The organism is Colwellia sp. 20A7 (genome assembly GCF_009832865.1).
GTDB lineage: Bacteria > Pseudomonadota > Gammaproteobacteria > Enterobacterales > Alteromonadaceae > Colwellia.
In genome coordinates this window covers 4,125,297-4,146,961 of record NZ_CP047130.1, presented here as the reverse complement: position 1 = coordinate 4,146,961, position 21,665 = coordinate 4,125,297, and the positions used below count along the sequence as shown (strand labels likewise).

Annotated in this window: 22 protein-coding genes; 5 read left to right on the top strand and 17 right to left on the bottom strand. The window is 36.9% G+C overall.

What is annotated here, in order from left to right:
* Positions 1 to 110 precede the first annotated feature (110 nt).
* The 3 genes from GQS55_RS17845 to GQS55_RS17835 form a co-directional block, all read right to left on the bottom strand.
* Positions 111 to 1,136 carry an IS110 family transposase gene (locus tag GQS55_RS17845; protein ID WP_159817298.1) on the bottom strand — a complete coding sequence of 342 codons (1,026 nt, stop codon included), beginning with the start codon at positions 1,134 to 1,136 and terminating at the stop codon, positions 111 to 113.
* A 112-nt stretch (positions 1,137 to 1,248) separates the two neighbouring features.
* Positions 1,249 to 1,542, bottom strand: a complete 294-nt coding sequence (locus GQS55_RS17840; protein WP_159821758.1) for a type II toxin-antitoxin system RelE/ParE family toxin — start codon at positions 1,540 to 1,542, stop codon at positions 1,249 to 1,251.
* The gene (locus GQS55_RS17835; protein ID WP_159821756.1) at positions 1,539 to 1,820 is read right to left on the bottom strand and encodes a type II toxin-antitoxin system Phd/YefM family antitoxin; all 282 of its coding nucleotides are present in this window, start codon (positions 1,818 to 1,820) and stop codon (positions 1,539 to 1,541) included. The genes GQS55_RS17840 and GQS55_RS17835 overlap by 4 nt, the downstream gene beginning before the upstream one ends.
* Before the next feature lie 185 nt (positions 1,821 to 2,005).
* Between GQS55_RS17835 and GQS55_RS17830 the strand changes: the two genes are divergently transcribed.
* Positions 2,006 to 3,160, top strand: a complete 1,155-nt coding sequence (locus GQS55_RS17830; RefSeq protein WP_159817300.1) for an IS110 family transposase — start codon at positions 2,006 to 2,008, stop codon at positions 3,158 to 3,160.
* Positions 3,161 to 3,840: 680 nt separating this feature from the next.
* On the opposite strand, the gene GQS55_RS17825 is transcribed toward GQS55_RS17830, so the two are convergent.
* The 10 genes from GQS55_RS17825 to GQS55_RS17785 form a co-directional block, all read right to left on the bottom strand.
* The gene (locus GQS55_RS17825; RefSeq protein WP_159817298.1) at positions 3,841 to 4,866 is read right to left on the bottom strand and encodes an IS110 family transposase; all 1,026 of its coding nucleotides are present in this window, start codon (positions 4,864 to 4,866) and stop codon (positions 3,841 to 3,843) included.
* A 122-nt stretch (positions 4,867 to 4,988) separates the two neighbouring features.
* Complete coding sequence (locus tag GQS55_RS17820) at positions 4,989 to 5,291, bottom strand: hypothetical protein (RefSeq protein ID WP_159821754.1); 303 nt, start codon at positions 5,289 to 5,291, stop codon at positions 4,989 to 4,991.
* A 109-nt stretch (positions 5,292 to 5,400) separates the two neighbouring features.
* On the bottom strand, positions 5,401 to 6,039 hold the full coding sequence (locus tag GQS55_RS17815; RefSeq protein WP_159821753.1) for a hypothetical protein: 639 nt from the start codon (positions 6,037 to 6,039) through the stop codon (positions 5,401 to 5,403).
* A gap of 501 nt (positions 6,040 to 6,540) precedes the next feature.
* Positions 6,541 to 7,344, bottom strand: coding sequence for a restriction endonuclease (locus GQS55_RS17810; protein ID WP_159821752.1), 804 nt, complete (start codon positions 7,342 to 7,344; stop codon positions 6,541 to 6,543).
* Between the two features lie 469 nt (positions 7,345 to 7,813).
* The gene (locus GQS55_RS17805) at positions 7,814 to 8,047 is read right to left on the bottom strand and encodes a hypothetical protein (RefSeq protein ID WP_159821751.1); all 234 of its coding nucleotides are present in this window, start codon (positions 8,045 to 8,047) and stop codon (positions 7,814 to 7,816) included.
* Positions 8,048 to 8,153: 106 nt separating this feature from the next.
* Positions 8,154 to 8,585: a hypothetical protein gene (locus GQS55_RS19915; protein ID WP_201294536.1), complete on the bottom strand. Its 432-nt coding sequence runs from the start codon at positions 8,583 to 8,585 to the stop codon at positions 8,154 to 8,156.
* A gap of 333 nt (positions 8,586 to 8,918) precedes the next feature.
* Positions 8,919 to 9,944: an IS110 family transposase gene (locus tag GQS55_RS17800; protein ID WP_159817298.1), complete on the bottom strand. Its 1,026-nt coding sequence runs from the start codon at positions 9,942 to 9,944 to the stop codon at positions 8,919 to 8,921.
* A gap of 453 nt (positions 9,945 to 10,397) precedes the next feature.
* Positions 10,398 to 10,742: a hypothetical protein gene (locus GQS55_RS17795; protein ID WP_159821750.1), complete on the bottom strand. Its 345-nt coding sequence runs from the start codon at positions 10,740 to 10,742 to the stop codon at positions 10,398 to 10,400.
* 484 nt (positions 10,743 to 11,226) lie between these two features.
* The gene (locus GQS55_RS17790) at positions 11,227 to 12,156 is read right to left on the bottom strand and encodes a hypothetical protein (RefSeq protein WP_159821749.1); all 930 of its coding nucleotides are present in this window, start codon (positions 12,154 to 12,156) and stop codon (positions 11,227 to 11,229) included.
* The gene (locus tag GQS55_RS17785) at positions 12,156 to 13,178 is read right to left on the bottom strand and encodes a hypothetical protein (RefSeq protein ID WP_201294535.1); all 1,023 of its coding nucleotides are present in this window, start codon (positions 13,176 to 13,178) and stop codon (positions 12,156 to 12,158) included. The genes GQS55_RS17790 and GQS55_RS17785 overlap by 1 nt, the downstream gene beginning before the upstream one ends.
* Positions 13,179 to 13,886: 708 nt before the next feature.
* On the opposite strand from GQS55_RS17785, the gene GQS55_RS17780 reads away from it, so the two are divergent.
* A complete protein-coding gene (locus GQS55_RS17780; RefSeq protein ID WP_159821748.1) occupies positions 13,887 to 14,852 on the top strand; it encodes an integron integrase in 966 nt (321 codons plus the stop codon).
* A gap of 21 nt (positions 14,853 to 14,873) precedes the next feature.
* Here the strand turns inward: GQS55_RS17780 and GQS55_RS17775 are convergent, their stop codons facing one another.
* Together GQS55_RS17775 and GQS55_RS17770 are read right to left on the bottom strand one after the other, a co-directional pair.
* Positions 14,874 to 15,116: a SlyX family protein gene (locus GQS55_RS17775; RefSeq protein ID WP_159821747.1), complete on the bottom strand. Its 243-nt coding sequence runs from the start codon at positions 15,114 to 15,116 to the stop codon at positions 14,874 to 14,876.
* A complete protein-coding gene (locus GQS55_RS17770) occupies positions 15,117 to 16,148 on the bottom strand; it encodes a WD40 repeat domain-containing protein (RefSeq protein WP_159821746.1) in 1,032 nt (343 codons plus the stop codon).
* A gap of 158 nt (positions 16,149 to 16,306) precedes the next feature.
* Between GQS55_RS17770 and GQS55_RS17765 the strand changes: the two genes are divergently transcribed.
* Together GQS55_RS17765 and GQS55_RS17760 are read left to right on the top strand one after the other, a co-directional pair.
* On the top strand, positions 16,307 to 17,077 hold the full coding sequence (locus GQS55_RS17765; protein ID WP_159821745.1) for an FKBP-type peptidyl-prolyl cis-trans isomerase: 771 nt from the start codon (positions 16,307 to 16,309) through the stop codon (positions 17,075 to 17,077).
* Between the two features lie 232 nt (positions 17,078 to 17,309).
* Positions 17,310 to 18,542 (top strand): glycosyltransferase, encoded by a 1,233-nt coding sequence (locus GQS55_RS17760; RefSeq protein WP_159821744.1) that lies wholly within the window; start codon positions 17,310 to 17,312, stop codon positions 18,540 to 18,542.
* A gap of 47 nt (positions 18,543 to 18,589) precedes the next feature.
* Here GQS55_RS17760 and GQS55_RS17755 read toward each other — a convergent pair whose 3' ends face one another.
* Entirely contained in the window at positions 18,590 to 19,471 is an 882-nt protein-coding gene (locus tag GQS55_RS17755; RefSeq protein WP_159821743.1) for a S1/P1 nuclease, read from the bottom strand.
* Positions 19,472 to 19,482: 11 nt separating this feature from the next.
* A complete protein-coding gene (locus GQS55_RS17750) occupies positions 19,483 to 19,959 on the bottom strand; it encodes an acyl-CoA thioesterase (RefSeq protein WP_159821742.1) in 477 nt (158 codons plus the stop codon).
* A gap of 557 nt (positions 19,960 to 20,516) precedes the next feature.
* Here GQS55_RS17750 and hemE point away from each other — a divergent pair.
* On the top strand, positions 20,517 to 21,584 hold the full coding sequence (hemE, locus tag GQS55_RS17745) for a uroporphyrinogen decarboxylase (RefSeq protein ID WP_159822985.1): 1,068 nt from the start codon (positions 20,517 to 20,519) through the stop codon (positions 21,582 to 21,584).
* The last annotated feature ends 81 nt before the right edge of the window (positions 21,585 to 21,665 follow it).

The window sequence follows — 21,665 nt, the reverse complement described above, 5'->3', positions numbered from 1 at the left end:
CCGTCGTGCCTCACAGGTTTTGCCTTGCGTGCGTTGATACACTTTACATTATTATTTTACGACTGCTTATACTCGGTTAACTTAGTTACTTTTTCAAGGTTTATCAAACACTACTGAGCTAAAGGTGTTCGATATTCTTCACCACTCTTCAAAATAGCCCATGCCATTCTGACTAGCTTATTGGCGTAAGCAACCGCAGTTTTGTTTAAATGATTCTTTGATAGTTGCTCTCTTATCCAACAACTCAACCCATCTTGCTTGTCTTTAATTCGACTAACAACTGAACGTGCTCCATGAACAAGTAATGAGCGTAAACACCTATCACCTCGTTTCGTTATCCCTAATAACTTATTATTTCCACCCGTTCCTGAATGAGCAGGAACTACACCAACGCTTGCGCTGGCATCACGACCACACTTATACGCTGAGCCATCTCCCAATCTTGCATAAAGCGCACTGGCAATTATCCAAGCAACACCTGGCAACGCAATCAATCGTATACAAACAGGTACTTCCTTAGCTCTAGCAACTAATCTATTCGTTGATTCATCAATTTGACCATCCAGCAACAAAAGTTGATCGAGTAGATCCCTTAAAATAAATCGACTAGACGTCGTCAACTCATTCTCTGCATCTTCCAGGAAACATGGTAAATCTTTGCGTATTTTAGCAATACCTTTAGGAATTTTAACCCCATATTCTAGGCCTAAGCCCCTTATTCTATTTGCTGTTTGAGTGCGTTGTTTTACATAGCCTTGTCGTAGCTTAAGTAAACTTGCCAAGTCTTGCTGATCAAGGTTTTTTACTTGGACAAAATAAGTTTTAGGACGATTAATTGACTCATAAATAGCTAACGCATCGTTAGCATCATTTTTATTACCTGTGCGGTATTTTGCGGCAATATGTGCAGGAACAAGTAATACTTTATGACCACTTTGTTGAAAACGACGCCCCCAATAATGAGCGGTTCCGCATGCTTCCATGCAAATAGTTGCTTCTGGGTGCTGGGCGATAAACTGAACCATTTTAGCTTGGCTCATTTTATTATTAGATTTCATTACGCCATATTTATTAAATAAGGCAACTTGGAAAACAGTTTTAGCTAAATCGATACTGATAGTGGTAGAATTTTTCATGGTTTGGGCTCCTAATGATTCGCGTCTTCACCTTAACCTATTTGGTCAAAGGTGAGGAGTCCATACCATTGAGCAAAAAACCAACTGTATTTTGTCCTGCTTGAGCAACTTGTTATAACTCAATATCACCTAAACTAAGTAATTGACGACTATTACGTAAAGTTAGGATTTTAATCTCGTTTCCAACTTTATAGATAATACGATAATTACCAAATATTAATTCACGATAGTGAGAACCTAACAACTCAGGAACCTCTCGCCCTAATTCAGGTTGAGAACCAAGTAACTCGGTACGATCAAAAATATCATTAACCCATTTGTCAGCCGCCGATGGTTTATCAAGAGCAATAAATTGGGCAGTAGTTTCTAATTTATCTAATGCTAAAGGTGACCAAACTACTTTCAAGACCTAATACTCTTTAAGACTTGGGCGCGAGCATCAGAATTTGATATCCCTAAACCAGCCGAAATTTGAGCTTCAGCCTTTTGTACTTCTTCTAATAGTTCTATTTTTTCTTGCATAGATTCATATTCTGCGACATCTAAAACTACAGCTACACCTTTGCCCCTCTGCGTTATAACAATTGGTCTTCTAGTTTCGTTAACTTGACGTATAAATGAAGCGGCTCCAGCTCTAAAATCTGAAAGCGGTTGAATATCTTGATCAAAATGAAGTCTACTCATAATAATACCTTTAGTTGTACTGTTTGTGGTACAAATTATAGTTAAAAGTAGACTTGAGTACAAGACTTTGAATTTGAGTTATAGACATAATGACTCCCCACAAAGTGCTAGCCTCTAAATTCGTGGGTTAGTTTTACAAACCAGAGCCATAATATATTTATCAACAATATAAAATAGAGGCTAGCATGAATAAACATAACATACTTTTCATTGGCTTAGATACCCATAAAGTATCTACTGAAGTTGCACACATTGAAGACCAACGTGGCGCAAAAACTGTTCATCAAGGAAAAATTAAAACAACCAAAGCAGCAATCACTAAACTTGCTCGGCAATATCAATCTAAATACCCTAATGCGACATTGCATTTTGTTTATGAAGCAGGTCCATGTGGCTATTGGATTTACCGTCTACTGACAAGTTTAGGTCATTGCTGTTATGTCGTTGCGCCATCGCTTATCCCTAAAAAACCAGGAGATAAAGTCAAAACCGATAAACGTGATGCAATGAAGTTGGCCAAACTCCTTAAAGACGAGGAGCTAACCCCGATTTATGTCCCCGAGCCTGAAGACGAAGCAATACGTGATTTATCCAGGGCAAGAGAAACCGCTATGAAAGACTTAAAAGATGCTAAATTCCAACTTAAAGGTTTATTTCTGCGCAACAACATCACCTGCAAAGTGAATGACAATTGGTCAAATCAACATTTACGTTGGCTAACTGAGTTAGTTTTGCCGCATCCAAGCCAACAAATTGTGCTGCAAGAAATGATACAAACCATTACCGAACGTATTAAGCGCGTTGAACGATTAGTTAATGAATTAGCACATCAAGCAAAACTATGGCGCTATTATCCCGTCGTTCAAGCATTGCAAGCGATGCGAGGTATTCGTTTTTTAGTCGCTGTAGGTACCATTGCTGAGTTAGGTGATTTAAGACGCTTTGACCACCCGAGAAAGCTAATGGCTTACTTAGGATTAGTTCCCAAAGAAAACTCAAGTGGGGATAATCGAAAGCTAGGCGGCATCACTAAATGTGGTAATGGCCGAGCACGTCGATTATTAATTGAAGGGGCTCAAACCTATAAGCACAACGCAAACGTGTCAACCGAGCTACAAAAGCGGCAAGAAACACTGCCTAAGGTCGTTATTGATATTGCTTGGAAAGCCCAACTAAGGCTTTGCCGACGATACAAACACCTGATGCAACGCGGTAAGCATCGTAATATTGTTGTCGCTGCCATTGCCCGTGAAATGCTCGCATATATTTGGGCGATATCACGAGAAGTAATATTAGTGCCTGTTGACCCAAGTACGCGTATTTCAAGGGTACCAGCATAATCAAAAAGTGAGTCGTAAATAAAGAAAACAACATGAAAAAGAGAAAAGATTAAATGAGAAAAAGTTTTGAGTTAGCGCATGGAGTCAAGCATCGGATGTGGCACAACCACCGAGGGCGTTAGGATGGCAATAGCCTAACGGCCATTGAACCACGAGCATAGACTGAAATTAGGTGTCACGACGGAAAAAGTAAGGTAGGCGCTGTTAGCCAATAGGTTAATAATCCACGAATATCAGCATGATAACCGACGAAATTACTTGCTTCATTCTATGCGTTAACTCACTCAACTTGAAAAGAGAAAAATCATGGCTCAAAAAAAAGCAGGATGTTTTACGGTTTAACTTGACGTGGGGAGTCATACCAACGCCTTGCTAAGAGGCAAAATATAGTTGGTTAAAATAAGCGAGGCACGTATATGGACTCCTCTTGCATAGCAAGCCGTTAATCGTAATAAATTTAAATGTATGTAGCAAGTTCACGTATATTCGGTTTCTGATGGGGAGCTACCCCGAACCTTAATGGCTTAATCCACTTACAAAGCTCCTTAACGAGTAAGAGGTATTTGAATACCGTCGTGCCTCACAGGTTTTGCCTTGCGTGCGTTGATACACTTTACATTATTATTTTACGACTGCTTATACTCGGTTAACTTAGTTACTTTTTCAAGGTTTATCAAACACTACTGAGCTAAAGGTGTTCGATATTCTTCACCACTCTTCAAAATAGCCCATGCCATTCTGACTAGCTTATTGGCGTAAGCAACCGCAGTTTTGTTTAAATGATTCTTTGATAGTTGCTCTCTTATCCAACAACTCAACCCATCTTGCTTGTCTTTAATTCGACTAACAACTGAACGTGCTCCATGAACAAGTAATGAGCGTAAACACCTATCACCTCGTTTCGTTATCCCTAATAACTTATTATTTCCACCCGTTCCTGAATGAGCAGGAACTACACCAACGCTTGCGCTGGCATCACGACCACACTTATACGCTGAGCCATCTCCCAATCTTGCATAAAGCGCACTGGCAATTATCCAAGCAACACCTGGCAACGCAATCAATCGTATACAAACAGGTACTTCCTTAGCTCTAGCAACTAATCTATTCGTTGATTCATCAATTTGACCATCCAGCAACAAAAGTTGATCGAGTAGATCCCTTAAAATAAATCGACTAGACGTCGTCAACTCATTCTCTGCATCTTCCAGGAAACATGGTAAATCTTTGCGTATTTTAGCAATACCTTTAGGAATTTTAACCCCATATTCTAGGCCTAAGCCCCTTATTCTATTTGCTGTTTGAGTGCGTTGTTTTACATAGCCTTGTCGTAGCTTAAGTAAACTTGCCAAGTCTTGCTGATCAAGGTTTTTTACTTGGACAAAATAAGTTTTAGGACGATTAATTGACTCATAAATAGCTAACGCATCGTTAGCATCATTTTTATTACCTGTGCGGTATTTTGCGGCAATATGTGCAGGAACAAGTAATACTTTATGACCACTTTGTTGAAAACGACGCCCCCAATAATGAGCGGTTCCGCATGCTTCCATGCAAATAGTTGCTTCTGGGTGCTGGGCGATAAACTGAACCATTTTAGCTTGGCTCATTTTATTATTAGATTTCATTACGCCATATTTATTAAATAAGGCAACTTGGAAAACAGTTTTAGCTAAATCGATACTGATAGTGGTAGAATTTTTCATGGTTTGGGCTCCTAATGATTCGCGTCTTCACCTTAACCTATTTGGTCAAAGGTGAGGAGTCCATACCATTGAGCACGGCCAACTGTTTTTTGTCCTTTTGAATGACTTGTTAGCAGTATTTACTAATAAGCCAAGTTGTTATATTTACTCGCTAATTTACCAAATAAACTATCAAGTAATAATTGTTTATCCGCAGAATTACTTAATTTATTTGCCTCATTTGAAATATTGGCAATCAGCTTGTCTAGCATTGATAAATTTAAACAAAACGTAACTCTTTTAAAGTTAGGTCGCGTAATCATTAACTCCTTTTGAATTGAGAGCAGCTTTTTAAGTAGATCTTTATTCGCAAGCTGATAATCAATAATAAAACTGAACTCAAAAGTGCTGAGAGATAATTTTATATCTTGAGCATGATTAGTCATCTAAACCTTCGATACTGCTAACGCCCACTTAAGCGGACAAAAACAGTTGGTTAAAATGTGAAGCAAAGCGGAACCTAACCAACTGTTTTTGTTCCGTTTTAAGTGCTTGTTATGCGTTCTTAAAGTTAGCTTTGTTATTTACTTGTAACGCTGCTATCGGTTTAGCTCTACGGTAAAGAGCGAGTAACATTTTTAACTGAACCAACTCATCACCTCTAGAGATTTTGTGCAGAGATTGGACTTGGTTAGTAGATAATTTGTATTTCTCTTGTAACTCTTTGACAGAGTCTTTAACAAACTTAATTTCATTTATTAACTGTTGCGCTTCAAGGTCTTTAATTTTTAATTGAGTTAATTTTCTCTTTTGATATTGCGAGTGTATTAAATTATAAGTTCCAGCAACACTTGCAACAGCACCCGATAGAGCGGTTACTATTATTCCAATATCTTTTGCAACTTCTACTATTAGCGTTAATTCAATAAATCCTGGAGATGCATATTGAATTCTTTTCACTTCAGGTTTGTTATCAGGATGAATTAATTTACCCATGATACTAAAAAAACCAACAACACTACCACCTCCGAGCCAAGGCATTCTCTCAAACTCTAATTGAGAAAATGCATCGTTTTCAACTAAGCGTAAAGAGTAGAAAAATGAATATAATTGCATATATTCTTTGGTCAGAATTGAAAAGTCCTCTAACTTCCACCTTTCATCCAATAAAATGTATGATTCACCCTTTTGCATACTACTCCTTAGTTAATTTCGACACTGACGCATAACGCTTATATTAAACGGCTAAGCAACGTTGGCTATAATCGCGAAGCGATGGCCAACTGTTGCGTGTCCGCTTTGAATTACCTTGTTAGTTGTTTTGTAACTGTAATTACTAAAACAACCATTTATAAAAATATTTACTGGTTTTGCGGAAGAGCCAAAAAATACCCCGCCGCAACTTTACCACTTGCCGTGAATTTGAGCCGTTGACACTTTTGCTAATTATTCACACTTAAAAACTTAGGCGAAAACTGCGTAACCAAAAACACGAACAAATTTTACTGCGCTAAAAATTACCACAAAAAAGAACTGAAACAAGTGCCAAATTTTGAGATAAACACCGCTATTTGCAAGAACAAGTTGCGGCAACTAACGCCTCGCTAAGAGGCAAAAAATAGTTGGTTAAAATAAGCGACGCAGGAGCAAAAACCAACTATTTTTTGTCCTTTTGAGCGACTTGTTAGCTCGCTTTTAGTATGACCTTACCCATTTAAGAATGTCGTCGTAATCTTTAAGTGATATATCCCATTCACTTGGAGCTTGATTGGTAGCGAAATCAATGGCACCTCTAGTGAAAGTCGAAGTTGTAGCTAAGATTACCTTATTAGGTCCATTCCGAGTGTTTTTAACCCCATGGAGTGCTCGAATCAATTCTACTCCCACTTTATTGGTTGGAGCATACCTTTTGCACTCGATAAAGTATTTTGTTTCAAAGCCTAAATCATTTCTTTGGATGGCGATAATATCTTTACCTCCGTCACGAGTACTCTTTGTTAATTCCACCTCAAATCCCTTACTCCTAAATATCTCAGCAATAATTTCTTCAAACTCTCTAGGTTCAATTTTGTGAAGGTGATCTGGGTTTTCGCTAAGGAATTTTATGAGAGCCGGGATGTTCGCATTTATTAAATTAAGGTCTGTGATAATCCGGTTATCAGGTACGATAATCTGAGGTTCAGGGAATAAGTAAATCTCTTCATACTCAGGAAGATAAGTAATAAAGGGTTTATTGGAGCAAGTAGCACCTTTAGTATTGTTAATCACGTAACTTAAAACATCTACAGGGTACTCTGTTGCGTCAAAGTTAAGCTCTATCTCAGAATTACAATTCGAACAATTGAACTCATACAATAACTCATAGTTATTTTGTTGACCCATCCCGTTTTCACTATAATCGCCACCGTAACATTCAATATTAAAATCAGATACAGGAACAACATGTATTTCACTGCAATTATTGCATTTTGAAGAAATATCTCCGTCGAATGTCCACATGACTCAAAACTCCGTTTGCGAGCTAACGCCCAAATAATAGGCAAATAAATAGTTGGCTAACTGTGCGAGGCACGAGCGCGGCCAACTGTTTTTTGTCCTGATTGATTTGCTTGTTAGCAGCAAGGTTTATTAAAAGGACTTAAACCACCAACAACGTAAAAATTCAATTAGTGGATGTGAGAAGCAATAAATACTGCTGCACTACTTAGCCACTAACCGTGATTGATAAACAATATCAAAAGATGCATACCAATCAATAAAATACTGAATTTAATTACAAAAAAGGAAGGAAAGCAGAAAATACCAATCCTTTGATGTGAATTATAAATTAAGCCAAACACAATTATAAAAAGAACAAGTAGTGCCTGCTAACGCCCTGTTAACAGGCAAAAAATAGTTGGTTAAACTTAGCGACGAAGGAGCAAAACCAACTGTTTTTTGTCCTTGTTTAACAGCTTGTTATATGCAATTACTTATTGCAAGCACAAGCTAACTTCCCATTTTCTTGATACCACTCTTGGTAATCACCATTAACACCACAATTTCGCTTTACTCGAGGGCACTGATTTTCTCTATAACTAACGTCAGTTCCTGTAACAGCACTTGTCACAGCCCCCATAGTTTTTTCAGTAAACTCTTTCTTAAAAGTTGATGAAGAACAACTCGATAAAAAGACAATTAACAGAATTGGAGTAAATTTCATGCGTATTCCTTTTGCATATAACGCCTTGCTAAGAGGCAAAAAATTGTTGGCTAAAATGTTGAGGAACGAAAACAGCCAACTGTTTTTTGTCCTTTTGAGCAACTTGTTAGGCTTTTAATACCGCATTAACTAATACTTCACCGATCACATTGCCAAACCCAAAGTACCACGTAGTTATAAGCAGATAAAACCCATGTTTTTCAATTAATAGTTTTTGCTTAAATAACTCTATATATTTTTTGATACCTGTATATTTTTTATATCTATTTTTCCAATCTATATATTGAGGGTTTATGGCTTCCCCCATTGGCATTGCAACATGCTTTGCAAAATAAATAATAGAAACAGTAATTAAAATAAAAAAGGTTATAAGCAACATTATCACGGAAAGAGTTTCTTGCTGTTTAGATGCCATAGAAGTAAATCTAAAAATAGCACTGCATGTTACGGCATAGCCAGCAGATTTAAACAAGTCTTCGACAGTTTCTTTTTTTATCAAGTGTTCTAAGAGTAAATCACGTCGTTTAATTAATTGCATAGTTTGATAAAAGCCTAACGCCTTGCTAAGAGGCAAAATATAGTTGGTTAAAATAAGCGAGGCACGTATATGGACTCCTCTTGCATAGCAAGCCGTTAATCGTAATAAATTTAAATGTATGTAGCAAGTTCACGTATATTCGGTTTCTGATGGGGAGCTACCCCGAACCTTAATGGCTTAATCCACTTACAAAGCTCCTTAACGAGTAAGAGGTATTTGAATACCGTCGTGCCTCACAGGTTTTGCCTTGCGTGCGTTGATACACTTTACATTATTATTTTACGACTGCTTATACTCGGTTAACTTAGTTACTTTTTCAAGGTTTATCAAACACTACTGAGCTAAAGGTGTTCGATATTCTTCACCACTCTTCAAAATAGCCCATGCCATTCTGACTAGCTTATTGGCGTAAGCAACCGCAGTTTTGTTTAAATGATTCTTTGATAGTTGCTCTCTTATCCAACAACTCAACCCATCTTGCTTGTCTTTAATTCGACTAACAACTGAACGTGCTCCATGAACAAGTAATGAGCGTAAACACCTATCACCTCGTTTCGTTATCCCTAATAACTTATTATTTCCACCCGTTCCTGAATGAGCAGGAACTACACCAACGCTTGCGCTGGCATCACGACCACACTTATACGCTGAGCCATCTCCCAATCTTGCATAAAGCGCACTGGCAATTATCCAAGCAACACCTGGCAACGCAATCAATCGTATACAAACAGGTACTTCCTTAGCTCTAGCAACTAATCTATTCGTTGATTCATCAATTTGACCATCCAGCAACAAAAGTTGATCGAGTAGATCCCTTAAAATAAATCGACTAGACGTCGTCAACTCATTCTCTGCATCTTCCAGGAAACATGGTAAATCTTTGCGTATTTTAGCAATACCTTTAGGAATTTTAACCCCATATTCTAGGCCTAAGCCCCTTATTCTATTTGCTGTTTGAGTGCGTTGTTTTACATAGCCTTGTCGTAGCTTAAGTAAACTTGCCAAGTCTTGCTGATCAAGGTTTTTTACTTGGACAAAATAAGTTTTAGGACGATTAATTGACTCATAAATAGCTAACGCATCGTTAGCATCATTTTTATTACCTGTGCGGTATTTTGCGGCAATATGTGCAGGAACAAGTAATACTTTATGACCACTTTGTTGAAAACGACGCCCCCAATAATGAGCGGTTCCGCATGCTTCCATGCAAATAGTTGCTTCTGGGTGCTGGGCGATAAACTGAACCATTTTAGCTTGGCTCATTTTATTATTAGATTTCATTACGCCATATTTATTAAATAAGGCAACTTGGAAAACAGTTTTAGCTAAATCGATACTGATAGTGGTAGAATTTTTCATGGTTTGGGCTCCTAATGATTCGCGTCTTCACCTTAACCTATTTGGTCAAAGGTGAGGAGTCCATACCATTGAGCAAAAAACCAACTGTATTTTGTCCTGCTTGAGCAACTTGTTAGCAGTAGACTTTTAAAAACACCGAACTTACCACTAACGCTAAAAATAATTTAATGGGAGTGAGAAGTAATAAATACAGCAACACTTAGCCACTAAACTTGATTGATAAACACTAACATAGAATGCTTACCGATTAATTTAAATACTTTGATTTGACACAATAAATGAAGGAATAAAACACCAATCCTTTGATGTGAAGTACAAAGCTAACCAGTAATTTTTCTTGAACAAGTGTTGCCTGCTAACGCCTCACTAAGAGGCAAATAATAGTTGGTTAAAATAAGCGACGAAGGAGCAAAAACCAACTGTTATTTGTCCTTTTGAGTGACTTGTTATAAGTTACTTTAGCAATAAGTACAGGTAAAATTTTTCGTAAAGATAGGGCACGTTTATACCGCCGCCACCACTGACTTTGTTCTGACATGAATCAGGGAATCTATCTTGTGAATACTTAATGAGTTCAGTCTCTGCTTGGCTTATTATGCTATGGGATGATGATTCGTAAAGCACAACCATTTTATTCCATTGATGTTGGCTTCTACTATGCTTAATCCATCGAGTTTCAGGATCAACAGAAATACCAACTTTAAATTTTTCCTTACCTCTCTGATACGAAGAAAGTCTATTTTTTAGTTCATCAGAAACTAAATTGAAATGACCGGATATATGATCGAATTTTACCACCGAACTCTCCTTGTAACTTATAACGCCACAATAAGCGGCTAAGTAATAGTTGGCTATAATGTGCGAGGCACGAAGCGCAGCCAACTGTTGCGTGTCCGTTTGATTGCCTTGTTAGGCGCTGGTTGCGATTACCACAAACAACGCAATTTACATTAGATTTCGTGGCGACAATAACTGCTTTAAAAAACGCCGCAGTACGACCCACCAAACTTTGAATTTTGAGCCACTTATTAAAAGTGACATTTATAACCGCCCTATTTTGGCGAAAAACTGTTTACCAAAAAACTGAAACAGATTTATTTACACGTAAATTACCAAGCTAAAGAAAACGAAACAAATGCAATAAACTTTGTAAAACACACAAGTTTGAAAATACTTTTAATCGAATTCGTACTGCCGCATAACGCCTCGTTAAGCGGATAAAAATGGTTGGCTATAATCGCGAAGCGATGGCCAACTGTTTTTATTCCGTTTAAACGACTTGTTATACGTCGGCATTCGATCTGTGTGATTGAAACTCAGAAAGGCTATAAGTAGTTATTTCTAGAAATACCATCGAAATCCAATATAAAGCAGCGGGATTAATAAAGCTAAAGAGTTCGTCTGCATCAACAATCCTGTTACTTTCTATATTAGAAGAACCGCCATTTAAATTATGAAAAAACCGATTGCGGACATTAATAAGGAAGCTACCCATCTCACAATATTTTATAGAAAGTTTATCAAATTCTGTTGAGTCTTCATGAAGTATTGAGTTGCCAGATACTTCTTTTAACGTTTTATACATTTGCTCTTGAACCTGGGCATTACTTGTATTTAAAAATACATCTATAGATGTATCAGCAATACTATCTCCCTCATAAAGTTTTTTTACAAAAACTTTAAAGAAACCTAATTCTTTCTTTTCTTTGTCGCCAATCATTAAATCTTTTAGCTGATTGAAAGATTTTAAAAAATCTTGGGATTTAGATGCATATATCAAAGGGAAGGCATATGATATTTTTTCCAATATCCTGTAAATATATATAAAAGCTGACGTATGTGAGCCTTTTTTATTATGCAATAAGAAGTGAGATACTTCAGATAAAATACCAGAGTAAAATGCTTTATTACTGTATTTAGTATTCTCTATAAATACTGCTAAGTCTTCTGCAGTTACATCTGAAGACAGTAGATTAGGAAACTCTCTTTTCCAATTTGAAAAACCAGAAAAATCACTTGAGAAGTAATTCACTCTGCTTTTTACTTGTTTAGAAGAGTAGTGATGCGATAATTCCACATTCCCAGATAATAGACGCAGTATCAATAAAATCTCAGGGTCTCTTGTTCCTGAGATTTTTAACCGTTCAGGAACTTGACTTAATATACGCTGAGGTAAATTATCGGAATAACTAAAGGTTACATACTGTGCCATTAAGAAGTAAGCTCTGAGAATTCCTCAATGAGCTCCATTTCATCAAAACCTGAATACTGCTCGTAATTTTCGATAAATTTCTGAGACAATTCACGTCTATATTTACCCAGGTTTACTTTAGATGGGTTTATTGCTTTGAAAGCGGATTCGAATAATTCAATAGCATCGGAAAAATCATCTGAATTAGTATTTTTAATTGTTTGATGTGATGATTTTATTCCCACAGAAAAACCAATTAAATTATTACCTATTTTAAGCCACTTTTTTACTTCTGAATTAGAACATAAGCGATCAATTTCGGTTATTACTTCTTTAAATTCGATATCATCATCACTAGGCTGTTTATCCATTATTCTACCAACGATTATCTGATCCATTTTTTCGCCGATAATTTTATTATTATCGTTATTTACAGCACCAGTCAAAAATGCGAGATAAGCTTTAGATACATCACCTAAGTCAAATGAACCTTTAATGACATTCTCAGCTCGCTCTTTTTCTGACTGTATTGTAATTTCAATATCAGTAAAATCAAAAAGCTCTTGCGTTAAAATCTCGATTTGGTGTCTAGGGGTCATCGGTTTCTGACCATTGTTCAGTGTTATCATTCTATAAAGTAATTTATCTTCTGTTGGCGATATAATCACATTTATATAAAGGGACTGAGAACCATCAAACCTTTCATTGCCACTAGCTCTACTCAATGTATTGAGCCTTTGAATTCCATCAAGAATATATCCGGATTGGATGTTATTTGTTATATATTCAGCTATTTCTACTTCATTGTTTGCTTCAAAATTTTGCTCTACAAAAGCAATTGTTATAGGGGGCATTAAACAATGATCAAGAATATCCCTTTCAAGTCGTGCGTAAAACTTTTTATCTTGAGACTTTCTTTGCGCTGAAAACCTATTAATTAGAGGGAATAGATTATCTATAGCGTACTGATAAGTTGTTTTACCTGTAGCTACAACACTATTAATAACTCCGTCGTTTGCTTTATCAAAAATGGTTATACTCAATTTTTTCCCCTTAAAAATTTGTTTCTCTTTTTAATATAATACCTTAAGTTGTATTTTTTTGATATTACAGGCTTTCACCATAGTAGATTTAAATACAAAATTCCGACCGACGTATAACGCTTATATTAAACGGCTAAGCAACGTTGGCTATAATCGCGAAGCGATGGCCAACTGTTGCGTGTCCGCTTTGAATTACCTTGTTAGTTGTTTTGTAACTGTAATTACTAAAACAACCATTTATAAAAATATTTACTGGTTTTGCGGAAGAGCCAAAAAATACCCCGCCGCAACTTTACCACTTGCCGTGAATTTGAGCCGTTGACACTTTTGCTAATTATTCACACTTAAAAACTTAGGCGAAAACTGCGTAACCAAAAACACGAACAAATTTTACTGCGCTAAAAATTACCACAAAAAAGAACTGAAACAAGTGCCAAATTTTGAGATAAACACCGCTATTTGCAAGAACAAGTTGCGGCAACTAACAGTTTATTATGAGGCAACATACCTTCTTTCTACAAGAGAGTATTAATCGTCCATAATTTTATAATATATTCACATTACTTGATTGTTATCAGCAAATCAATTAGTTAAAAACATACCACTTGACTGGTTGATGTGTGAAAGAAGGCATTTTGCCTTCTTTCTTGTAGAAAGGAGGAATTATACTAAGCTGTATTTATATACAGTCTTGTGTTGAGGTTATTTATGTCATCGCCATTTTTACAACTTGTTGCTGAGCAAATGCGTTTAAAGCGTTATGCTAAAAGAACGATAGAAAGTTATTTGTACTGGATTAAAGCGTTCATAAATTTTAATGGACATCGCCACCCTCTAAAATGTCATGACGCAGAGGTTGAGCGTTTTTTATCGTACTTAACTAATCAGAGAAATGTTGCGCCAAGAACACAAGGTGTGGCTTTGAATGCGTTAGTTTTTTTATACAGAAGCATTCTAGAAAAACCATTAACACTTGAGTTGAATTTTAATAAGTCTAAACAAGCAACTAAATTGCCCGTGGTATTAACTCAAATAGAAGTAAGTGCATTGTTAGCTCAAATTTCTAATCAGTATAGTTTACCGTGTCAATTAATGTACGGTAGTGGTTTACGGTTGATGGAAGTCGTTCGCTTAAGAGTACAAGATATTGACTTTGATTATCATTCAATTCAAGTATGGCAAGGGAAAGGGGGGAAAAATAGACGCGTGACGCTTGCAAAAGAATTGTGTCGATATCTACAAAGTCAAATAACGATAGTACAGTCAATTTATAAACAAGATCAATTCAATCCTAATTATAAAGGGGTTTGGCTACCTTACGCTTTAGCAAGAAAGTACCCTAGTGCAAGTAATGACGTAAAATGGCATTACCTTTTTCCTTCTAAACGTTTAAGTATCGACCCTGAAAGTAGCTTGTTACGTCGGCATCATATAGATGAAACAACGTTACGAAAAGCGGTGAAAATGGCGGCAAAAAACGCAGAAATTGAAAAGAACGTAACGTGCCATACGTTACGTCATTCTTTCGCTACACATTTATTACAACGGGGTGCTGATATTAGAACAGTACAAGAACAACTAGGGCATACTGATATACGTACTACCCAAATTTATACTCATGTACTTGAGCAAGGCGCTAATGGTGTACGTAGTCCTTTATCAGATATTATGTAGTGTAATATCTCAGTGTTATTTTTAATAATGCGGTGGTGGCGGCTCAATTTCATCTTTAGAAGAAGAAAGGCTACCTGAATCTTTTAGTCGATTAGCAACTAATTGAATTTGCTCTCTTAGCTCAGAAATTTGTGTTTGATGAACGGTTAATTCGGCGCTTAGTTGTTCAATAACATCGTCTTGAAAAAGGTTACGAGTTTCAAGCGCAATGATCCGTTCTTCAAGAACTTGAATAGCATTTTCTTCTGATTTGTTAGCTGTCATTTAATTGCTTTCTTTAGGGAGTTGCCAAAGCTCAGCATAGCCTGAGGAGCTTTCGGTTAATAAGGTGTTATTATCGCTAAATGCGAGGCTATAAACAACAGCTCCTGTCGGTATTTTTGCTTCTTTTGGCGTAACGTGCCATGCAGCTGTGCGCTCTCCTGTTGCAATATTCCAAACGCTTACCTTACTGCTGGCTGCGCCTGTCACTAAGGTGTTTCCGTCAGGAGAAAATTGTATAGAGCTAAAAACTTCTTGGCGTTTAGTGCCTTTGAGTGTTGATATCAATTTACCTGTTTTTAAATCCCAAATATGGGCTGATTTCATACTGTCGGCAGAAAAAGCAAAACGACCTTGTGGGTCTAATGCTACTTTCGATACTCGCGATGTATGGTTGAATTGATAAATTACTTGCCCTGATACTGTATCCCAAATGTAAGCAGTAAAATCATTACCGCCAGACATGGCTATTCTTCCGTTAGGTGTCATATCTACGGAGTTTATTTTTTCTTTATGGCCTAAAAATTCTAATCGCCTGCCTGTATCAACAGTAACATGAAGAACTGTGCCATTGCCTTTACCTATAAGTATATAATCGCCATTATTACTAATGCTAATATCACGAATAGTAGACTCTCTTACTTTCCAATAGCCTTCAGACTGGCCTGCTTTTATATTCCACAGGGCAAAGTTTTCTCTACTTGCGGTTAGTGCATGGCTGTTATTGTTACTAATATCAATGGTTAGGACTAAATTGTCACTACTGTCTTGTTGTTGTGACCATTGGTAGGTCAGGGCGTTTTTTTCTAAATCCCAAACACTAATACCATGATGAATTGATGAGGTTACACTCCACTTGCCGTCATTAGAAATATCAGCCGCATAACTACCTTCAACAGAGTGTTGATATCGGGCTATCGGCTTATCTATAGAAGGGGTACAAGCTTGTAAAAATAGCAGAGAAAATAAGCATATAACCAATACTTTTATAGTTGTTAAGCGATGTTTTATATTCTTTGAAAAGTTAAGCAACATATTAATACTTTTTTATTGGCGCATTTCTCGTTAGTATAAGGCGTTTTTTAAAATTGTTTAACCTTATCTTGGATTTAATTCTTCAATAGATGGTATAAACAAAAGACAATAGATGGATTGGGGGATTCTCCAATTGTGATGTTTTTACGGAGAAATAAATGAAATTTTTTAAACCCACTTTAGTTGCTGTTGCATTATTAGCTGTAGCTGGTTGTCAAGAAGGCGCTAAAGAAGAAGCTAAAGCACCTGTATTAGAAGCAGAAGTTCAAAAACAAGCCTACGGTTTAGGTGCGTCAATCGGCATGTATATGCAACGTAACCTAGAAGAGCATGAGAGACTAGGTTTAGCTTTAGAAAAAGAATTAATCGTTAGAGGTTTTGTTGATAGCATTAATGATAAATCAGTAATGGAACAAGAAGAAATTACAGCATTATTGACTAAGTTAGATGAAACAATGAAAGCTAAGCAGCAAGAAATCGCTGTTCAAGAATCTGAATCAAGTTTAGCGACAGGCCAAAAATTCTTAGAAGATAACGCTAAAAAAGAAGGCGTTATGGTAACAGAATCAGGTATTCAATATGTTGTGCTAACTGAAGGGGAAGGTGATAAGCCTGCCGCTACAGATACAGTTAAAGTACACTACAAAGGTACTTTCTTAAATGGTGAAACGTTTGATAGTTCTTATGACCGTGGCGAACCTGCTGTATTCCCTTTGAACCGTGTTATTAGAGGTTGGACTGAAGGCGTACAATTAATGTCAGTTGGTTCTAAATTCAAATTTACTATTCCTTCTGATTTAGCTTACGGCCCGAACGGTAATCCACCACGCATTCCTGGTAACTCAGTATTAGAGTTTGAAATTGAATTGTTAGAAATTCAAAAAAGTGAGCCAGCACCACAAGTAGGCACAGCTCCTGCTGATAAATAGAAAATAAATGTTAGTTTCTATGGTTACAGGCATAGCTTAAGGTAGCAGTAACCAGCATAACTATTATTGAATAAATAGCCACCAACCATTAATTAATGGTCGGTGGCTTTTTTTATGTTCGAATAAAGTTTATGTTCGAGAGAGGCTTTATGTTTGAAAGGAGATAATATCAAGCTGCCATCGGTGTTAAACTGCGTGTATACTCCTTTTTATTTAAACCGCCTAGATTTACATGAGCACACTTCTTATTATTGGTTACGTTTGGCCTGAGCCAAACTCTTCTGCAGCGGGTAGTCGTATGCTGCAACTTATCTTATTTTTTCAGCAGCAAGGCTATCAAGTTGTATTTGCAAGCCCTGCACAACGTACCGAGCATATGGTTGATCTCATGGCACTTAATGTTGAGTGTGTTGATATTAAGCTTAACTGTGCGAGCTTTGATGATTTCATTGGCTCACTTGCGCCTGATGTAGTGATGTTCGACCGTTTTATGATGGAAGAGCAGTTCGGCTGGCGTGTTATCGAACAATGTCCGCAGGCATTAAGAATTTTAGACACGGAAGATCTCTTTTGCCTACGTCATGCAAGACATGATTCGCATAAAAAAAATTGTGAGATGACAGAAGCTGACTTATTAACATCTGATATGGCTAAGCGAGAAGTTGCGGCTATTTTTCGTAGTGATGTTACCTTAATGATTTCACCGAAAGAAATTGAATTGTTAGGGGACTTATTCAAGGTAGACAAGCGTTTATTGCACTACGTACCTTTTGTGTTTAGTGATGATCAATTTATGCAAATCAACCCAAGCTATGAACAACGACAAGGGTTTATTTCTATCGGGAACTTTCGTCATCCACCTAATTGGGATTCAGTACTTTGGTTAAAACAGCAAATATGGCCGTTGATTCGCAAACAACTACCTAAGGCGGAACTTCATATATGTGGCGCTTATCCCCCGCCTAAAGCAACTGATTTACATGACGTTAAAACCGGTTTTTTGGTTAAAGGTTGGGTTGATGACGCGATAAAATCTATGCAATCAGCGAAGGTCTGTTTAGCGCCTTTACGCTTTGGTGCAGGTATTAAAGGTAAGTTAGCTGAAGCTATGTTGTGTTCAACGCCTTCAGTTACCACTAATATTGGTATTGAAGGAATGGAAACTCAGTTACCTTGGGCAGGAGAGGTTGCTAACGACGCACAAAGTATTGCTGACGCTGCGGTAAAACTTTATCAAGAAGCAAACGCTTGGCAATGTGCGAGTGAATTAGGTAAACAAAATGCGCAATTGTTGTTTGAGCAAGAACAGCATTTTTCAGCATTTTCAGCTTGCTTAACTAACTTGCTACAAAACTTAGAGCAACACCGACAACGCAACTTTATTGGTAGCATGCTTAATCATCATCATCACAAAAGCACTAAGTACATGTCTCAATGGATTGAAGAAAAGAATAGGCCTCAATAAACAAAGAAAAAAGCAACTATAAGCAACTATTAAGCAACTATAAGCAACTATAATGAAGCCGCTAATACGTTTGTTAAGCGTTGTGCGGCTTGTAGTAACCTTTGTGCTATAACTGGTTGATACTGAGTGAGATAATCAGGCGGTAAGGTTATTTTACCCTGAGGTTTTTGACATACGCTTTGGTTATCTTTATGGCAATAGTTAAAAGTCGACTTTGTTGTTATTTGAAAAGATTCGTCAGCCCATTGCCAAACTTGTTCTTTTTGCCAATTTGGTTGAGGGCTTTGGCTCCATTGACTTCTTAATGAGGTCAGCCATTTTGTTTCACTTTCTTTTCCCTTATATAAAATACAATGGTCCCAATAGCCATGCAGGTTATTGCATTTAGCTTCAGTATCAGCAAAAGCGATTTTGTTACCACCTAGATCATCCTTGAAACTAATATGTAAAGGTTGATGGATATCACCTAACCAATGCCCTAAAAATAATAAAGTTTGTGCTTGCTGCCATGTGTAAGGGCTTTGAGCCTGCGCTAATGTTTGTTGATGTTGTAAAATAGCTTGGGGTAGGCAATTTTGCTGACATTCGTTTGTATTAACTTTACTTTGTGAGCGAGGGACATTCATATAATGCCAAGCATTATAGTTTTTAAAGTCTTTTAAATGTCTAATTGTATCAGCCCAAGTACAAGCGCGAGCAAACGTTATGGTACTGTTGTCTTTTTGATTATTAAAATGATTGATGAGTTTTTTATGTTGATCAGGAATAGTACTGAGTAGGTCAGTTATTTTGTTTTGTTGCTTTTCTGGTAAATGTTCAAATGCTAATTGGCAAACAAGTTGATGACCAAGCTTACCTAAAGCAAAGCTTGGCTTACTGAATGAAATTGTAAGAATAATTACAGTTAATGCTAAATATTTGGTCATCATTAAGTATTCTTTTACTCAGCAAAGATTTGCATTTCACTGCCTATCTGTTTGCGCATATCCATTAATTTTATTGCTGTACTATGCTGTTTTTTATCTTCTTCTGTTTTAGGAATCCACTGTGGTACAGTTTCTGATTGTCCATTTTGATCAACGGCAACCATAATAACAATACAATTGGTCGTTAAGTGTCGGTTTAACGATTTAGGATCACAGGCATTTACCTCTAAGGCAATATGCATAGATGAATTACCTGTGTATATAACTTTAGCTTCTACTTCTACCAAGCTACCTACATGTATTGGTGAAATAAAGCGAATGCCACCGGCATAAGCAGTAACACAATAACGACCACTCCAACCTGCTGCACAAGCGTAGGCTGCTAAATCAATCCACTTCATTACCGCACCACCATGGACTTTACCGCCAAAATTTACATCCTGTGGCTCAGCTAAAAATCTTAAAGTTATATCGCGTTGTGGGCTATTCATTATTCTTCTCTAGTTTTATAAATTAAAGGAAAGTGCTATGAAGGCGATTTTATACTATTGAAAGGGATAATGAATAATTATTTGAGTTATAAATTTTCAGCTATAAATTTTTAAGCACAAATAAAAAAGCCTTTCTCGAAGAGAAAGGCTTGAAATGCTCGCATTATGGTCTTGTTAAACAAGCTTCTTATTCATTATGCTCAGAAGTATTTTTATTATTAATCAGTGCTTCTTTGTTTGCGCAGGTATTTTATAGCAAAGCATTTTCAACACTGCAACAACTTTAATAGAGCATAAACTCGACGATGAATTTCGTATAAAGCCTACCCCATGCCTATTGTGGATTAAGTAGTTGATTGTTAGGTGAATTGATAATGTCTAGCTAAATGTAACTAAATTGAAATATTTTTCATAAGATGAATGTTCGGCGTAAATGAATTGATTTGGCGCATAGATTCAAAATACCACGAGTGCTAGAATACGCGCATAATTTGCTTGTTAATCCTATTTCTGGAAGTTCAAGTAAGTAAATAATGAATAAATTAGAGGGTTTATTGGTGACTGAATTAAAAAATGATAATTATTTACGTGCGCTTTTAAAGCAGCCAGTAGATTACACACCTGTTTGGATGATGAGACAAGCAGGACGTTATTTACCTGAATATAGAGCAGTACGCAAAGATGCTGGCGATTTTATGTCAGTTTGTCGTGATGCTGACTTAGCTTGTGAAGTTACTATTCAGCCGTTGCGTCGTTTTCCGCTTGATGCAGCTATTTTATTCAGCGACATATTAACAATTCCTGATGCTATGGGGTTGGGCTTATATTTCGAAACGGGCGAAGGTCCTAAATTTGAACGTCCTATTACGTGTAAGGCCGATGTTGAAAAAATTGGCATTCCTGATCCTGAAGGCGAATTGCAATACGTAATGAACGCTGTTCGTACTATTAAAAAAGAACTTAATGGTAGCGTGCCGTTGATTGGTTTTTCAGGTAGTCCGTGGACGTTGGCAACTTACATGATTGAAGGTAGCAGTTCAAAAGCTTTTACTAAAATCAAAAAAATGATGTTTTCTGATCCACAAACACTTCATTTATTACTTGATAAGCTAGCTGACTCTGTAATTTCATACTTGAATGCACAAATTGCTGCTGGTGCGCAATCAGTGATGGTGTTTGATACCTGGGGCGGCGTATTGTCACCACGTGATTACAAAGAATTTTCATTGCAATATATGCATAAAATCGTTGACGGTTTAACGCGTTATAATGATGGTCGCCAAGTGCCAGTAACTTTATTTACTAAAAATGGCGGCATGTGGTTAGAAGATATTGCTGCCACAGGCTGTGATGCTGTAGGACTTGATTGGACTATTGATATAGAAAACGCTAAAGCACGTGTTGGCGATAAAGTTGCGTTGCAAGGCAATATGGACCCTTCTATGTTGTATGCACCATTACCGCGTATAGAACAGGAAGTATCTAAAATATTAGCCGGTTTTGGTGAAGGTGGTACAGGGCATGTATTTAACTTAGGCCATGGTATTCACCCTGATGTGAATCCAGATCATGCAGGACACTTTATTGAGTCAGTGCATCGTTTAAGTAAGCCATATCACGGGTAAATTATCTTGTAGCAAATCTTGTAGCTATATTATTGGCTAAATCTGATATTAAAAACAAAAAAAGTAGCAAACTCTATAGAG

Excerpts from the sequence above, each read along its gene's own strand:
- GQS55_RS17800 (WP_159817298.1), bottom strand. The coding sequence starts at position 9,944 with ATGAAAAATTCTACCACTATCAGTATCGATTTAGCTAAAACTGTTTTC.
- GQS55_RS17770 (WP_159821746.1), bottom strand. The coding sequence starts at position 16,148 with ATGTTGCTTAACTTTTCAAAGAATATAAAACATCGCTTAACAACTATA.
- GQS55_RS17830 (WP_159817300.1), top strand. The coding sequence starts at position 2,006 with ATGAATAAACATAACATACTTTTCATTGGCTTAGATACCCATAAAGTA.
- GQS55_RS17750 (WP_159821742.1), bottom strand. The coding sequence starts at position 19,959 with ATGAATAGCCCACAACGCGATATAACTTTAAGATTTTTAGCTGAGCCA.
- GQS55_RS17835 (WP_159821756.1), bottom strand. The coding sequence starts at position 1,820 with ATGAGTAGACTTCATTTTGATCAAGATATTCAACCGCTTTCAGATTTT.
- GQS55_RS17790 (WP_159821749.1), bottom strand. The coding sequence starts at position 12,156 with ATGGCACAGTATGTAACCTTTAGTTATTCCGATAATTTACCTCAGCGT.
- GQS55_RS17775 (WP_159821747.1), bottom strand. The coding sequence starts at position 15,116 with ATGACAGCTAACAAATCAGAAGAAAATGCTATTCAAGTTCTTGAAGAA.
- GQS55_RS17780 (WP_159821748.1), top strand. The coding sequence starts at position 13,887 with ATGTCATCGCCATTTTTACAACTTGTTGCTGAGCAAATGCGTTTAAAG.
- GQS55_RS17810 (WP_159821752.1), bottom strand. The coding sequence starts at position 7,344 with ATGTGGACATTCGACGGAGATATTTCTTCAAAATGCAATAATTGCAGT.
- GQS55_RS17765 (WP_159821745.1), top strand. The coding sequence starts at position 16,307 with ATGAAATTTTTTAAACCCACTTTAGTTGCTGTTGCATTATTAGCTGTA.
- GQS55_RS17825 (WP_159817298.1), bottom strand. The coding sequence starts at position 4,866 with ATGAAAAATTCTACCACTATCAGTATCGATTTAGCTAAAACTGTTTTC.
- GQS55_RS17815 (WP_159821753.1), bottom strand. The coding sequence starts at position 6,039 with ATGCAAAAGGGTGAATCATACATTTTATTGGATGAAAGGTGGAAGTTA.
- GQS55_RS17805 (WP_159821751.1), bottom strand. The coding sequence starts at position 8,047 with ATGAAATTTACTCCAATTCTGTTAATTGTCTTTTTATCGAGTTGTTCT.
- GQS55_RS19915 (WP_201294536.1), bottom strand. The coding sequence starts at position 8,585 with ATGCAATTAATTAAACGACGTGATTTACTCTTAGAACACTTGATAAAA.
- GQS55_RS17755 (WP_159821743.1), bottom strand. The coding sequence starts at position 19,471 with ATGATGACCAAATATTTAGCATTAACTGTAATTATTCTTACAATTTCA.
- GQS55_RS17760 (WP_159821744.1), top strand. The coding sequence starts at position 17,310 with ATGAGCACACTTCTTATTATTGGTTACGTTTGGCCTGAGCCAAACTCT.
- GQS55_RS17820 (WP_159821754.1), bottom strand. The coding sequence starts at position 5,291 with ATGACTAATCATGCTCAAGATATAAAATTATCTCTCAGCACTTTTGAG.
- GQS55_RS17845 (WP_159817298.1), bottom strand. The coding sequence starts at position 1,136 with ATGAAAAATTCTACCACTATCAGTATCGATTTAGCTAAAACTGTTTTC.